This is a genomic window from Phenylobacterium sp. (assembly GCF_030679875.1).
GTDB lineage: Bacteria > Pseudomonadota > Alphaproteobacteria > Caulobacterales > Caulobacteraceae > Phenylobacterium.
This window is the reverse complement of the sequence record NZ_JAUXSP010000021.1, coordinates 68,208-80,768: the sequence shown is the minus strand read 5'-3', so window position 1 is coordinate 80,768 and position 12,561 is coordinate 68,208. Positions and strand designations below refer to the sequence as shown.

The following is a 12,561-nucleotide window of genomic DNA, read 5'->3' as shown; positions in this document are numbered from 1 at the left end:
TTGTTTCAAGAATTATCGCCTATGTTCGAGGGCTAGACCGGAGACCCGCCGATGCGAAGCGACAGCCGCCTCTCGCGCATGCTGCACGCCCTGATCCACATGGACCGCCACGACGGCGCCATGACTTCGGACCTGCTGGCGCAGATGCTCAGCACCAACCCCGTGGTGGTCCGCCGCACCATGGCGGGCCTGCGCGACCAGGGGATTGTGCGCTCGGAGAAGGGCCATGGCGGCGGCTGGGCGCTCAACCGCAGCCTGGCTGAGATCACGCTGCTGGACATCTACCGGGCGCTGGGTGATCCGCGCCTGTTCGCCATCGGCCTGGCCGACGACGCCCCCCGCTGCCTGGTGGAACAAGCCGTCAACGCCGCCGTCGCCGACACCCTGGCCGCCGCCGAATCCCTGGTCATCGCCCGGTTCGGCGAGGTGACCCTGGCCGACATCGCCCGAGACTTCGACGGGCGGTTTGCAGCGGTTATGGCGGGGTGAGGGGCGGGGGTCTGGGGTAGGCTCTGAGCGGTAGGTCGGAAATGTCCGCTACTCGGCAGGGATTCGAACCAAAATGGAGTGCGTCTGCAGGGGCGCATCCGGAGACTTGGTCAGTCGCCTCTTAGCGGGGGCCCCATGGCTGACCCGCAAGGGATGGGGGCTCTAGCCTAGGCGCTCTCATCGCGCTTTGTCTCAACTGAGCCCGCCCCGCCAAGGCCCTCATAGCGTCGCTCTGCTAGCCATTGAAGTCGTTTGGCCTGTGTCACGAGCACCCTTCGCAGTCCGCCCTGGACTTTTCGCTCAGAGATCACCTGAGCGAGCCGTGAAATAATCAACGCCCGCCGCGCTATCCGAAAGTCGGGGTGGGAGCGCAACTCGTACACCCGGTCCGAGACGATCCGACCGCGGACCGACGGGGGTGCCTCGACCGCAAGATCGCCAAGAGGTGGGTCTTTCTCATTCAGGATCGCCTTGAATTTCGAACCGGCGACCGCTTTCTGCGTGATGAGGCGCTCCAAGGCATCGAGGTGCTGCCTAGCCGCCAGATCCTTTCCGGAAGTACTTTGTAAGGCTGGCAGGGGCCAAACCTCGATCTCGTAGACTTCGAACGGATCGAGCACCGACATGGCGACGGCGTCTGTCCGTTGATTGGTTAGGTGCCGCCGAATGCGGGTGCGCAACATCTCGTTGGTTTGACCGACATAGATCGGCTCGCCGTCGTAGTCGAAGAAGGCGTAAACGCCCCACTTGCAGTGACCAACTCGTGTCGTCGCTCCAGCGTCGTCCTCGAATGGCGCATCCAGGAAAGCCGTAAGATTGGCGCGGAGATCCTCAGTTTCGAATGGTGGGACGTTTACGTCGTCGGGGCGCTTCAGGCCCGCCATGCCACAGGCGCCCCAACTTCTCCTCGGCCTGCAGCCGAAATGCCGAGAACTGGCTCGAAGATATGCTGAGCTAGGTACCGCACGACCGGCGCAGCCACACCGTCTCCGGTTAGATGGTATGCCTCGTTGTAGTTTCGGGGCAGCCGGTAGCTGTCGTCGAGGCCCATCAGCCGAGCGGTTTCACGCGATGAGATGAGGCGGGAGCGCACGCGAAGGCCGTCGACCACGAGAATCACCTGGCGGCTTGATCCGCCGGCTGGAGTTCGCAAGCAGCCGGCTACGTCGTCGAAACGGACTTCGGCGCGCTGAACCTTGCGCCCCGCTTCGTCAAAACGGGTGCGGCGATACACCCCGCCCACGATGCGCCGCCCGGCGCGCTTGGCGGCGTCGACCTTCGCCAAGTTCACAGGGGACATCATGTCTAGCAGCTTCTTGGTCTCAAGCTGAGTGTGCCACCCGACGCTATCGGGTTCCTCCTCTATGATATCGGCGAAGGTCGTGGCGCGTCGCTCCGGGAGCGGGAGGTTCCACCAGACCATGTCGTCCCGCACATCCTGGGGAAGGTTCTCAACGGCGCGGCAGAGAGCCCGCGTATGGAACGGGGTGATCGGTTCGGGCGTCAGAAGGCTCGGGTCGATTTCATTGTCGTTTCGCACGCCAACGACGAAGAGGCGGGGACGGGACTGCGGCACGAAAAGATCGGCATTGATCACTAGTGCGCCGGCCCGATAGCCGGCGTCCTTGAAGGTCTGGCAGATAGCCTCAAAGTCTTTTCCGCCATGCGACGTAAGGGTTCCGCAGACGTTCTCCACGGCGACAATCGTGGGCGCGCGGCCTGCCTCGACCAGCCCGGAAATGACACTCCAGAATGGGTAGAAACTGCCCGATCGCTCTCCGCCAAGTCCGGCGCCTACGCCAGCAAGAGATAGATCCTGGCACGGGAATGATCCCCAGGCGAGATCCGCTTGGCCATGCAGCATGTCGGCCGTCACAGCACGGACGTCACCTACGTGCAACTCGCCGCCGGTCCCCCAGTTTGCTTGATAGGCGAGGCCCTTTTTAGGATCGAAGTCATTGGCAAATAGGCATTGCCATCCCTCGCCCAGGCCCGCGCGTGCCATCCCGCCACCGGCAAAGAACTCATAGAACCTAGCCATGCTGACGATCTCCAGGCCGGTTATCGCGAACCGCACCGTCGCGCGCCAACTTCTCTTCGACTGCTTCGGTTAGCCAAGTGTTGCGCGACACATGGCCCGGCCGAGCGGCGCGAGCCAAGTCGATGGCCTCGAATGTGAGGGCGGAGAGACGCAAGTTGATGCGATCTAGATCGCGCACGTTCGTTGGGTTCGAGGAATCGTTCATGGCGCCACTCTGGCGCCGGACTGGCGCCGAGTCCATGTTCTTAATGTGTTCTACATAACGCAAGCGTTGATTGCGATGGAGTATCATCTCCCGTGCGCTGAGTCGGGAGGTGGATCTGACTATCAAGGTTTTCGAGATCGAGGTGCAGCGCGTCATTGACGAGGACGCGCTAGAGTTAATTTCCGAGGTCGAAGCGGATGCGGCCAGCGACGAAGGCTACCTCAGGGGAAACAGCCGATACGACGATCACCGCGGATGGACGTGGAATGATGTGCGCGCTGTATTGCGAGTGGAAACTCCGCTCGTCGAGCGGCTCGCGGCCTCGGGAGATTCGGCTGCGGCCGAAGCCGCTTTCAATGAGCAACGCGACCTGGAGGGGGAGGGGCCAGATAGCCTTTGGGGCCTAGATGTTGGCGTTGCTTCAGCTGTAGTCGCGCTTTCAGCTCTGGGCGCCACACCGTTTATTAGTTGCAACGCCGGTTCCTTTGGCGGAACGCATCCGGCTAGCCAGCCTTACGTCGCATTCTATATCACAAATGCCTCTTCACGGCGTCTGCTGGAATTGGCTGCCGCGGCCGACGTTGGCTTGGTCGTTGAGGACGGAATTTTGCAGCTATATGCGCAGTCGGTCTTGGACCTGCTTCAATTCGCACGCCTCGCGGCTGAGGCGGCCTAGGAGCTTGCACCGCGTTCAGTAGAGGCTCCCATACATCCCCGCTGCTGACGCATTGGAAGGTCACCCCTCTTGGCATCCATGTCGCAGTGGGGTCCCTCGGCCCTAGCCGGTGACCGGACTAACTTCCCTCTTGGGAGTATCCGGATATCGGCCCGGATGTGAGGTCCACTCCTGCCGCCAACCCGTCCTCAACGTCCTCGCCCCCACCGCGAGCAATCTGCCCCTCGGCGCCCTATATCCCCCTCCATGATCCCGCTTTCCGTTCTCGACCTTTCGCCCATCGTGCAGGGCGGCAGCCCTGGGCAGTCGCTTCGTGACAGTCGCAATCTCGCCAGAGCCGCCGAGCGGCTGGGGTTTGCGCGCTATTGGATGGCCGAGCACCACAACATGACCGGCATCGCCAGCGCCGCGACGGCCGTGGCCCTGGCCTATGTGGGGGAGGGGACCTCGACGATCCGGCTGGGGGCCGGCGGCGTCATGCTGCCCAACCATGCCCCGCTGATCATCGCCGAGCAGTTCGGCACGCTCGACGCCCTCTATCCGGGGCGCATCGACCTGGGCGTCGGCAGGGCCCCGGGCACGGACCAGATCACCGCCCGGGCGCTGCGGCGCAACCTGGCCGGCGGCGTCGACCAGTTCCCGCAGGATGTGATGGAGCTGATGGCCCTGCTGGACGATCCGCAGCCGGGCCAGACGGTGCGCGCCGTACCGGGCTCCGGGTCCAAGGTGCCGGTGTGGGTCTTAGGATCGAGCCTCTATGGGGCGCAACTGGCCGCGGCGCTGGGGCTGCCCTACGCCTTCGCCTCCCACTTCGCCCCGGCCATGATGGATCAGGCCGCGGAAATCTATCGCCAGCAGTTCCGGCCCGCCCGACCGGGAGACAAGCCGCACCTGATGCTGGCGCTCAACCTGGTGGCGGCCGAAACCGACGCCGAGGCGAGGTTTCTGTTCACCTCGCTGCAGCAGGCCTTCGTGAACCTCCACCGTGGCCAGCCCGGCCCGCTGCCGCCGCCGATCGACGACGTGAATGGCGAGCTGGCCGGCACGGTCGCGGCGGGGTCGCCCCTGTCCAAGGCGGTGGTCGGCGGCCCGGAGACCGTTCGCGCTGGCCTCGAAAAGTTCGTGGCCGAGCACCGCCCCGATGAGATCATCCTCACGGCCCAGATCTTCGACCAGGCCAAGCGCATCCGCTCCCTGGAGATCGCCAGCCAGGTCCGCGACGCTCTGGCGGCCGCGGCCTAAGGCGCCGATGGCCGCGCGGCCCGGACGGGTGAACGTCCGGGCCGGCCTGGCTTCAGTCGGTGATGGCGGAGTAGATCAGGCTCTTCAGCTGGCCGCGGAAGTTGAAGGTGCCTGAGGGCATCAGCTGGGTCATGAAGACCAGGGTCAGGTCCTCCTTGGGATCGACCCAGAAGATGGTCGAGGCCGCGCCGCCCCAGTAGTAGTCGCCGACGCCCAGCGACCCGGTCTCCACCTGGCCCATGGTCGAGGCGAAGCCGAGGCCGAAGCCTACGCCCTCATTGGCGGTTTCAGAGAAGGCGCCGATGGCCAGCTGGGTCAGATCCTTGGCCCCGGGCAGGTGGTTCATATGCATCATTTCCAGGGTGCGGGGACCCAGGATGCGATGGCCGTCCAGCTCGCCGCCCCGGCGCAGCATTTCGGTGAAGCGGCCATAGTCGGCCACCGTACCGGTCAGGCCGCCACCGCCGGACTTGAAGCCGGGCTCGCGGATGAACTGGCTGTCGCCGCCCGGATCATCGATCAGCTTCAGCCTCTTGTCGGGGCCGCGCTGGTAGTTGGCGCAGAACCGCTCAACCTTGTCGGGGCCGACGTGGAAGGCGGTGTCGACCATGCCGAGCGGCTCGAAGATCTCTTCCTTCAGGTACTGGTCGAAGGGCTTGCCGGAGATGATCTCAACCAGGGCGCCGCAGACGTCGGTGGCCAGGGAGTACATCCAGCGCGTGCCCGGCTGATAGAGCAGCGGCACCTGGGCCAGCTTGTCCATGAACTCCTGCATGGAGTCCGCGCCGCCGATGGAACGCACTTTCAGACCCCGATAGATCCGGTCAACGGGGTGCTGCTCGCCCACGCCGGGCAGGCCGCCGCCATAGGTGAGGCCGCTGGTGTGGCTGAGCACATCTCGGAAGTTGACGGGCCGGTGCGGCGCCTCGGTGGCCATGTCGTCGCCTTCGCCCGACACCCAGACCCGGTGGTTGCGCCATGACGGCACGAACCGGCTGATCGGATCGGTGAGCTGGAAATAGCCCTTTTCGTACAGCGTCATGAGCGCCACCGAGGTGATCGGCTTGGTCATGGAATAGATGCGGAAGATGGCGTCGTCGCGCATGGGCTTGGCCCGCTCGACGTCCATGGAGCCGAAGGCCTTCTCGTAGGCGATGTGGCCGTGGCGGGCGACCTGGACCTGGCAGCCGGCGATCTTCTGCGGCTCGATATAGTTGCGTTGCAGGTGGTCGGCGATGCGGTCCAGACGCTTGGCGTCCAGGCCCGTCCATTGTGATTGGGCGTCCATACGAAATAATCCTCCCGAAAATCGCGGCGTTTCTAATTGGCGCCATCATGGGGCCGAGAGCGCGAGCGGCCAAGACGTTCGTTGGTCTGGCCTGCTAGGCTTGAGGCGAAAACGGGAGAGAGACGAGCATGAGCAATCTGGCGGAGCTGGCGGCGCAGGTGGGGGAGGCCCTGAAGGCCCAGGGGCAGAAGGTGGCCGTGGCTGAAAGCTCGTCGGGCGGCCTGATCTCGGCGGCCCTGCTCGCCGTGCCGGGGGCCTCGGCCTACTACCTCGGCGGGGCGGTGGTCTATACGGGCAAGGCCCGGATGAGCCTGCTGGAAATCCCTCGCGAGGCGGTAGCCGGCATGCGCTCGGCCTCTGAGCCCTATGCCTTGCTGCTGGCGCGCACGGTCCGCGAGCGGTTCGGCGCCGACTGGGGCCTGTCGGAAACCGGCGCGGCCGGACCCACCGGCAACGGCTATGGCGACCCGGCTGGCCACACCTGCATCGCCATCTCAGGGCCTGTGGAGCTGGTCACCACCCTGCGCACGGGCGCCGACGATCGGGCGGCCAATATGGACGCCTTCGCCGCCGCGGCGCTGGACCTGCTGCGCCGGGCGACGGAGGCCTGAGCCTCAGGCCTGGCGCGCAGCGATGTGCCGGTCGACGACGCTCTCCAGCACGGTCAGGGGCATGGCGCCTGACAACAGGGTGGCGTCATGGAAGGCGGGCAGGGCGAAGCGGTCGCCGAGCGCCGTCTTGGCCTTTTCCCGCAGGCGCAGCCAGGTGAGCTTGCCGACCATGTAGCTGCAGGCCTGGCCAGGCCAGACGCTGTAGCGCTCGATCTCGGTGGCCGCAGAACTGGTGGGGCTGCCGTCGATGCTGGTCATGGTCTCGATGGCCTGTTCGCGGCTCCAGCGCTTGGCGTGGATGCCGGTGTCGACCACCAGCCGCGCGGCCCGGAACAGGGAGGCCTGGATCTGGCCAAGCTCGCCCAGGGGATCGTTCTCATACATGCCCATTTCCAGGGCCAGCTGCTCGGAATAGAGCGCCCAGCCCTCGCTGTAGGGGGAGAAGCCGGCGATCCTGCGCAGCATCGGCAGGTCGGCCTCCTGCTGCAGGGAGCGCTGCAGATGGTGGCCGGGGACAGCCTCGTGATAGGTCAGCGTCTTCAGGGTCCAGCTGGGATTCTCGGCGGAGTCCCGCAGGTTGATCCAGTAGATGCCGGGCCGTGAGCCATCCAGAGCGGGGCGGTTGTAGTAGCCGCCCGGCGCGCCGGCCTCGATGAACTTGGGCACCCGGCGGATTTCCACGGACGCCTGCGGCAGGGCCCCGAAGGCCTGGGGCAGGCGCGGGGTGATTTCGGCCATCTGGGCGTTCAGGTCGGCGATCAGCTGTTCCTTGGCCTCGTCGGTGTCGGCATAGAGGTAGCGGGGGTCCTTGAAGAGGGCCGCGATCCGCTCGCCGACCGAGCCCTGGGTCAGGCCCTGGCCTTGCAGGATCACCTCGGCACGGGCCGAAAGCGCCTTGGCCTGTTCCCAGCCCAGTTCGTGGATCTCGTCGGGCGTCAGGGTGGTGGTGGTCGAACTCTTCAGGGCGTCGCGATAATAGGCCTCCCCGTCGGGCAGACGCCAGCAGCCGGCGTCGTGGACGGCCCTGGGCTGCAGCGACCGGATCCAGGCGATCTGCCGTTCCAGGGCGGGGATGACCTTGTCCAGATAGATGGCGCTGGCCTGGGCGGCGTAGTCGCCCTCGATCCCCTTGGCTGCGGCCCGCTCAGCCACCGAGGTCACCAGAGGCGAGGCGGCGGGGTCCCCCTTCAGGCCTTCCATCTGGGTCAGGGCCCGCTCCAGGGCGAAGTCCGGGGGAATGACCCCCAGTTCGGCGTCCCGGCGGCTGCGCTCGGTCTCTTCATCCATGACCTGTGCAAACTGGGTCAGGCGCGAGAGATAGGCCTCGGCGTCGGCCTTGGTCTCGATCCCGTGCTGGGTGCCGAGGAAGTCCGGAACCGAGCGATAGGCGCCGTTGAGCTGGGAGATGACATAGGGGTCGCCGGCGCCGGCAGCTCCGTAGGCGTAGCGACGGTTGGCCTCGGCGTCGGCGGCGAGGGTGAACAGCACCGCCTCGTAGTGGGGAACCTCCGAGGGGCTCAGGGTGGAGGCGTCAAAGGCCTGGAGGCGGGCGAGATTGGCGACGTTGCGGGCCTTGTCGGCGGCGAGATCCCTGAGCGAGGCGCCGTTCAACTGCGCCTTCGCCGCCATCCGGGGACCCTGGTGAAGCCCCAGGCGCGTCACGCTCTGTGGCGAATGATCGAGCATCTCGTCGAACATCTGGTCGAACAGGGCGCGCAGTCTCTGGTCCTGGGGCCCAAGCGCCTGGGCGCGGGCGCCGCCGGCCAGGGCCGCGGTGGCTGTGGCCATGAAGAGAAAGGTTCTGCGGTCCATGGGCGGAAATCCATCCTGAAGAGATGGCCCACTCATTCCTCAGATCGGACGCTAAGGCCAGCCTCGCGCGCACCCACGGCCTGGTCAGACGCGGCTCCAGTTTATGCAGCCTGCGGGCCCTCCCGTCCCGCTTACGAGCAACGCGCCATGGCGATAGAGCGACCATCGCGCCTCCGGCGCCATCTCGAGCACGACCACCTTCATTTCTCGATCCGACCAGACGAGGCGCCCGTCGGTCGCTTGCAGGAGGGCGAACAACCGAGCCGGATCGCTGTCTCGAAAGACCACGGTGGTCATCGCCGGACCTTGTGGAGGCTGCATCGCCCATGCGCCGGCCGCCGCCGTTATCCCGACGAGCAGGAGAAGGCCAAGACGGGGGCGCGCGATGCTAGCAGCCGGCTCGCCGCGCCGCCGCAGCAGGACATAGCCGAGCACGGCTGGGGCCAGCCCAAACGCCACGAACCAGATGAGATCCCACGCCAACGGGTTGGAACTATCAACCCGAATCCGATGGATACCGATCAGCCAGTGAGACAGAACGCTATCGACGATGTGCCAGCCGCCGAAACCCGCGAGTAGGGCCCCGGCCACGGCGCGCCCGGGCAGTTCCGCACCCCTGCGATGCGCTCGCCAAAGCCCCCAGAGGGCCAGGGCGGCCAGGACGTACATCAAGGCATGGAAGTAGCCATCCCACAGAATCTGCCCTTGAAGATCCACGCCAGAAACGAGGCTCAGCAGATGATGCCACTGCAGAATCTGATGGAGCAGTATTCCGTCGAAGAAGCCGCCTAGGGCGAAGCCCAACAGAATGCTCCAGCCGACCGCCTGCGCTCGAAACATGCCAACCTCCCAAACAATCCACCAACATAAGCTCTCTGATCGACCTGGCGTTCGAGCTTGGCTGTAGAAAACGCCGGACGTCGGGCTTTGGGCGTTCGACCGGGATCAGGCTGGCGATGCTCGTTGGGTGGAACGAAAGAAGGGCGGCCGATACGACCGCCCTTCTTGGTTTGATAGCTGAGCCTAGAAGCTGCTCTTCATGCCCACATAGAAGTAGCGGCCCATCGGCCCCACCGGCGAAGCGCCCTCGGTGAAGGCCGCAGCCCCCGTGCTGGCCGTCCCGGTGGAGCCTCGGTCAGGCAGCTGGTTGGTGAAGTTGTTCACTCCGCCATAGGCCTGGTAGCGGTCCTGGAAGGTGTATTGCACCTGGATGTCGTGGGTCTCCCGCGGGGACCAGGTCCAGTAGCCGTCCGGCACATAGTTCGGGTTGGCCGCGCGCCGCTCGTCGGTGAAGCGCTTGGTCTCGTCGAACCAGTTGAAACCGTAGTTTACCAGCAGGTTGTTCCAGGCCCAGGTGACGTCCAGATTGGCCTGCCACTTGGGCGCGCCGGCGAAGCCCAGCTCGCTGGAGGCGTCCGCCCCTTCGATCTCGACGAACTCCAGCTTGGTCAGCCGGTTGGCCACCAGATTGAACTGGAAGGTGCCGACGTCGCGCATGACCCCAAAATCGGCGGGGTTCAGCAGGTACTGCATCGAGAAGTCGAAGCCGGCCGTCTCGTAGGAGGAGACGTTCACCGAATACTCCTGGAAGGAATCGACGAACTGGCTGCCCGGCGCGCGGGTGAACAGGCCGCAGAACTCGTTGGGCTGTTCCAGGTCGTAGCAGCTCTCGATGATGGTGTTGGCCGTGAACAGGTTCACCGCGTCGGTCAGGGTGATCCGGTAGTAGTCCAGCGACATGGACAGGCCCGGCGCAAAGCGCGGGGTGTAGACAAGGCCCAGCGTCTGGGTGTCGCCGGTCTCGGCGTTCAGGTCGCGGTTGCCCCCGACGACGCCTTCCACGGAGGACGATGTCGTATTGAAGAAGTCAACTTCGGCCGGGTTGAAGCCGAGGTCGGCGGTGCAGTTGGCGACGCGGAATTCCGAGCCGGCCTGAACGTTTCGCGTGTCACAGGGATCTGTGATGGTCCGGAAGGTCTGGGTCTGGGGCAGGAACAGTTCGCTGATATTCGGCGCCCGGACGGCGCGCGCCCGGCTGCCGCGGATCATCAGGTCTTCAACCGGACGCCACTGGGCCCCGATGTTCCAGGTGTCGGTGGTCCCGATGGTGGAATAGTCGGAGAACCGGTAGGCGAGGTTGACGTCAATCGAGTCCGCGAAGGGCAGGTCACGCACGATGGGGATGGCCAGTTCGCCGAACAGCTCGTGGACCTCGAACTGGCCATTCTCGGCGACGCCCTGGCCGAGCCAGGTCACATTGTAGCCGAGCTCAGCGCCCAGCAGGACGTCACTGGCCGGGGTCTCGCGGCTCTTTTCCTTGCGGTATTCGGTCCCGAGCACGAAGCCCACCGGGCCGGCCGGCAGGCTGAAGGCGAGGGAGGAGTCGCCGGTGATGTAGGCGCTGAACACCTCCTGCTCGATCTTGGCCTCGGAGGTGGCGACGTCGTTGATCCAGGCCTGTGCCTCAGGCGAGACGCCGCCTTCGCCGAAGATGTTGATCGGCACGCAGCCGGCGGCCTGACCGCCGCCCACATAGAGGTTGTTCCAGACCTCAGCGTCGACCGTGGTCCCAAACAGGTCGCCGGCCGGCACGGCCGACGGATCGAGGGTCGAGCGGCAGACGATCTGCCCAGAGCTCGGATCGCGCACGGAGTCGATGGCGGCGAACCAGCGCAGATTGTTGCGGTTGTTCAGCTCGCTGTTGGATTCCTTGGTCTGGCCGTAGGTGTAGGAGACGTTGTAGGCCACCGCCGAGGACAGATCGCCTTCAAAGCCGATCACGCCGCGGAAGGTCTCGCGCTCGATCTCCCGGCGAACCTCGCCGAGGTCGAAATTGTCCCGGGCCACCAGCACGCCGGGGGCGGGCAGCCAGGTGTCGGGGGCCGCCGTGCCGCCCGGCGCCAGGGCGTCGGCGCGGATGGTGTCGGGCATGTAGGGATTGTCGATCGGGACGAAGATCCCGTAGTCGAAGGTCGGCTGCGAACGGAAGTCGGTCTTGGCCTTGTTGTACTTGAAGTCGGCGAACATCCGGTGGTTCGGCGCAATCTCGAACATGCCGCCCACATATCCGGTCCAGCGCTCAAGGCCCGGGATCAACTCGGTCTGGAAGAGGTCGAGGGGCGTGCCCGAACCGCCGAGCATCGAAAAGCCGCCGGTATAGAGGCCGTCCTGCCAGGGCGTGCCGTCGCCTACGAAGCTGACGCCTGAGAGGGTGTTGGGATCGAAGCCGGCGCGGGTATAGACCCCGCCGCCCAGGGCGGTGTCGATGTAGCGGCCGTCCCGGGCGAAGACCAGATCGGTGTCGCCCCAGGGCGTCCGGTCGATGTCGTTGTAGTCGGCCGGATTGTTGACCAGGGTCTCGCGGGACCCGGCGCGGGAGAAGTCCCGGTCGCGGGGATCAAGGGCGTCGGTGTTGGAGTATTCCAGGCCGACGGTCAGGTTGGCCCGGCCGTCCATGAAGTTGCGGCCCGCTAGCGCGCTGATGAAGCTCTGCTCGCCGCCGCCCAGGTCGGACCAGCCATACTGGGCGCGGGCGTCGAAGCCGTCGAAGTTGCGCTTGGTGATGAAGTTGACCACGCCGGAGACGCCGTCGGCGCCATAGATGGCCGAGGCCCCGCCGGTCAGAACCTCCACCCGCTCGATCAGGGCGACAGGGATGGTGTTGGTGTCCACCGCCGAAGAGCCGGGCTGGCCGGCCACGTGGCGGCGGCCGTCGACCAGCACGAGGGTGCGCTTGGTCCCGAGGTTGCGCAGGTTCAGCAGATTCAGGCCGACGCTGCCGCGGTCAGCGGCGTTGGAGAGCGCCTGGGTGTCGGTGGAGCCGACCAGGGCCGGATAGTTCTCCATCAGATCCGTGACATTGGTCACGCCCGAGCGCTCGATGGCCTCGCCGGTCAGGGTGCTCACCGGATTGGGGGCGACAAAGTCCTGCAGCCGGATCCGCGAGCCAGTGACGATCAGTTCTTCAACGGCCACTGCCTCATCCTGAGCGGCGGCGGGCTGGGGGGCGGCCATGACGGCGAGGGCCGCGGCGCTGGGCAGAAGGGATGTGGTGAGGAGGCGAAGCTTGGTCGGCATCTGTGCGTCCCTAGAAGGGTGGAGTTGCACATTTTCGATCACGGAAGGTTTTTGGCCGCACCCCCCTGGGCGCCCGAAACCGGCCGAAAGCCGCCAAATTTGGGCAAGAATTCACGCTAT

General features: G+C 65.7%; 11 protein-coding genes. 4 read left to right on the top strand and 7 right to left on the bottom strand.

What is annotated here, in order from left to right:
* The first annotated feature begins 51 nt into the window (after positions 1-51).
* A complete protein-coding gene (locus tag Q8K84_RS13860) occupies positions 52-489 on the top strand; it encodes an Rrf2 family transcriptional regulator (protein WP_305283282.1) in 438 nt (145 codons plus the stop codon).
* Positions 490-656: 167 nt separating this feature from the next.
* On the opposite strand, the gene Q8K84_RS13855 is transcribed toward Q8K84_RS13860, so the two are convergent.
* The 3 genes from Q8K84_RS13855 to Q8K84_RS13845 are packed head-to-tail and all read right to left on the bottom strand — an operon-like array spanning position 657 to position 2,735.
* Positions 657-1,373 carry a GIY-YIG nuclease family protein gene (locus Q8K84_RS13855; protein ID WP_305283281.1) on the bottom strand — a complete coding sequence of 239 codons (717 nt, stop codon included), beginning with the start codon at positions 1,371-1,373 and terminating at the stop codon, positions 657-659.
* Positions 1,361-2,530 carry a DNA cytosine methyltransferase gene (locus Q8K84_RS13850; RefSeq protein WP_305283280.1) on the bottom strand — a complete coding sequence of 390 codons (1,170 nt, stop codon included), beginning with the start codon at positions 2,528-2,530 and terminating at the stop codon, positions 1,361-1,363. Before Q8K84_RS13850 ends, Q8K84_RS13855 begins: the two co-directional genes overlap by 13 nt.
* Positions 2,523-2,735, bottom strand: a complete 213-nt coding sequence (locus tag Q8K84_RS13845) for a hypothetical protein (RefSeq protein WP_305283279.1) — start codon at positions 2,733-2,735, stop codon at positions 2,523-2,525. Before Q8K84_RS13845 ends, Q8K84_RS13850 begins: the two co-directional genes overlap by 8 nt.
* A gap of 109 nt (positions 2,736-2,844) precedes the next feature.
* Between Q8K84_RS13845 and Q8K84_RS13840 the strand changes: the two genes are divergently transcribed.
* Together Q8K84_RS13840 and Q8K84_RS13835 are read left to right on the top strand one after the other, a co-directional pair.
* Positions 2,845-3,411 carry a hypothetical protein gene (locus tag Q8K84_RS13840; protein WP_305283277.1) on the top strand — a complete coding sequence of 189 codons (567 nt, stop codon included), beginning with the start codon at positions 2,845-2,847 and terminating at the stop codon, positions 3,409-3,411.
* Between the two features lie 246 nt (positions 3,412-3,657).
* Positions 3,658-4,653 (top strand): LLM class flavin-dependent oxidoreductase, encoded by a 996-nt coding sequence (locus Q8K84_RS13835; protein ID WP_305283276.1) that lies wholly within the window; start codon positions 3,658-3,660, stop codon positions 4,651-4,653.
* Between the two features lie 52 nt (positions 4,654-4,705).
* Here Q8K84_RS13835 and Q8K84_RS13830 read toward each other — a convergent pair whose 3' ends face one another.
* A complete protein-coding gene (locus Q8K84_RS13830) occupies positions 4,706-5,941 on the bottom strand; it encodes a serine hydrolase (RefSeq protein ID WP_305283275.1) in 1,236 nt (411 codons plus the stop codon).
* 128 nt (positions 5,942-6,069) lie between these two features.
* Between Q8K84_RS13830 and Q8K84_RS13825 the strand changes: the two genes are divergently transcribed.
* Positions 6,070-6,552 (top strand): CinA family protein, encoded by a 483-nt coding sequence (locus Q8K84_RS13825; protein WP_305283274.1) that lies wholly within the window; start codon positions 6,070-6,072, stop codon positions 6,550-6,552.
* 3 nt (positions 6,553-6,555) lie between these two features.
* On the opposite strand, the gene Q8K84_RS13820 is transcribed toward Q8K84_RS13825, so the two are convergent.
* The 3 genes from Q8K84_RS13820 to Q8K84_RS13810 all read right to left on the bottom strand — a co-directional run bounded on the left by Q8K84_RS13820 (position 6,556) and on the right by Q8K84_RS13810 (position 12,441).
* The gene (locus Q8K84_RS13820; protein WP_305283273.1) at positions 6,556-8,364 is read right to left on the bottom strand and encodes a DUF885 family protein; all 1,809 of its coding nucleotides are present in this window, start codon (positions 8,362-8,364) and stop codon (positions 6,556-6,558) included.
* A gap of 84 nt (positions 8,365-8,448) precedes the next feature.
* Positions 8,449-9,204: a DUF2243 domain-containing protein gene (locus Q8K84_RS13815; protein ID WP_305283272.1), complete on the bottom strand. Its 756-nt coding sequence runs from the start codon at positions 9,202-9,204 to the stop codon at positions 8,449-8,451.
* Positions 9,205-9,387: 183 nt separating this feature from the next.
* Complete coding sequence (locus Q8K84_RS13810) at positions 9,388-12,441, bottom strand: TonB-dependent receptor domain-containing protein (protein WP_305283271.1); 3,054 nt, start codon at positions 12,439-12,441, stop codon at positions 9,388-9,390.
* Positions 12,442-12,561 lie beyond the last annotated feature (120 nt).

Excerpts from the sequence above, each read along its gene's own strand:
- Q8K84_RS13860 (WP_305283282.1), top strand. The coding sequence starts at position 52 with ATGCGAAGCGACAGCCGCCTCTCGCGCATGCTGCACGCCCTGATCCAC.
- Q8K84_RS13855 (WP_305283281.1), bottom strand. The coding sequence starts at position 1,373 with ATGGCGGGCCTGAAGCGCCCCGACGACGTAAACGTCCCACCATTCGAA.
- Q8K84_RS13850 (WP_305283280.1), bottom strand. The coding sequence starts at position 2,530 with ATGGCTAGGTTCTATGAGTTCTTTGCCGGTGGCGGGATGGCACGCGCG.
- Q8K84_RS13845 (WP_305283279.1), bottom strand. The coding sequence starts at position 2,735 with ATGAACGATTCCTCGAACCCAACGAACGTGCGCGATCTAGATCGCATC.
- Q8K84_RS13835 (WP_305283276.1), top strand. The coding sequence starts at position 3,658 with ATGATCCCGCTTTCCGTTCTCGACCTTTCGCCCATCGTGCAGGGCGGC.
- Q8K84_RS13830 (WP_305283275.1), bottom strand. The coding sequence starts at position 5,941 with ATGGACGCCCAATCACAATGGACGGGCCTGGACGCCAAGCGTCTGGAC.
- Q8K84_RS13825 (WP_305283274.1), top strand. The coding sequence starts at position 6,070 with ATGAGCAATCTGGCGGAGCTGGCGGCGCAGGTGGGGGAGGCCCTGAAG.
- Q8K84_RS13820 (WP_305283273.1), bottom strand. The coding sequence starts at position 8,364 with ATGGACCGCAGAACCTTTCTCTTCATGGCCACAGCCACCGCGGCCCTG.
- Q8K84_RS13815 (WP_305283272.1), bottom strand. The coding sequence starts at position 9,204 with ATGTTTCGAGCGCAGGCGGTCGGCTGGAGCATTCTGTTGGGCTTCGCC.
- Q8K84_RS13810 (WP_305283271.1), bottom strand. The coding sequence starts at position 12,441 with ATGCCGACCAAGCTTCGCCTCCTCACCACATCCCTTCTGCCCAGCGCC.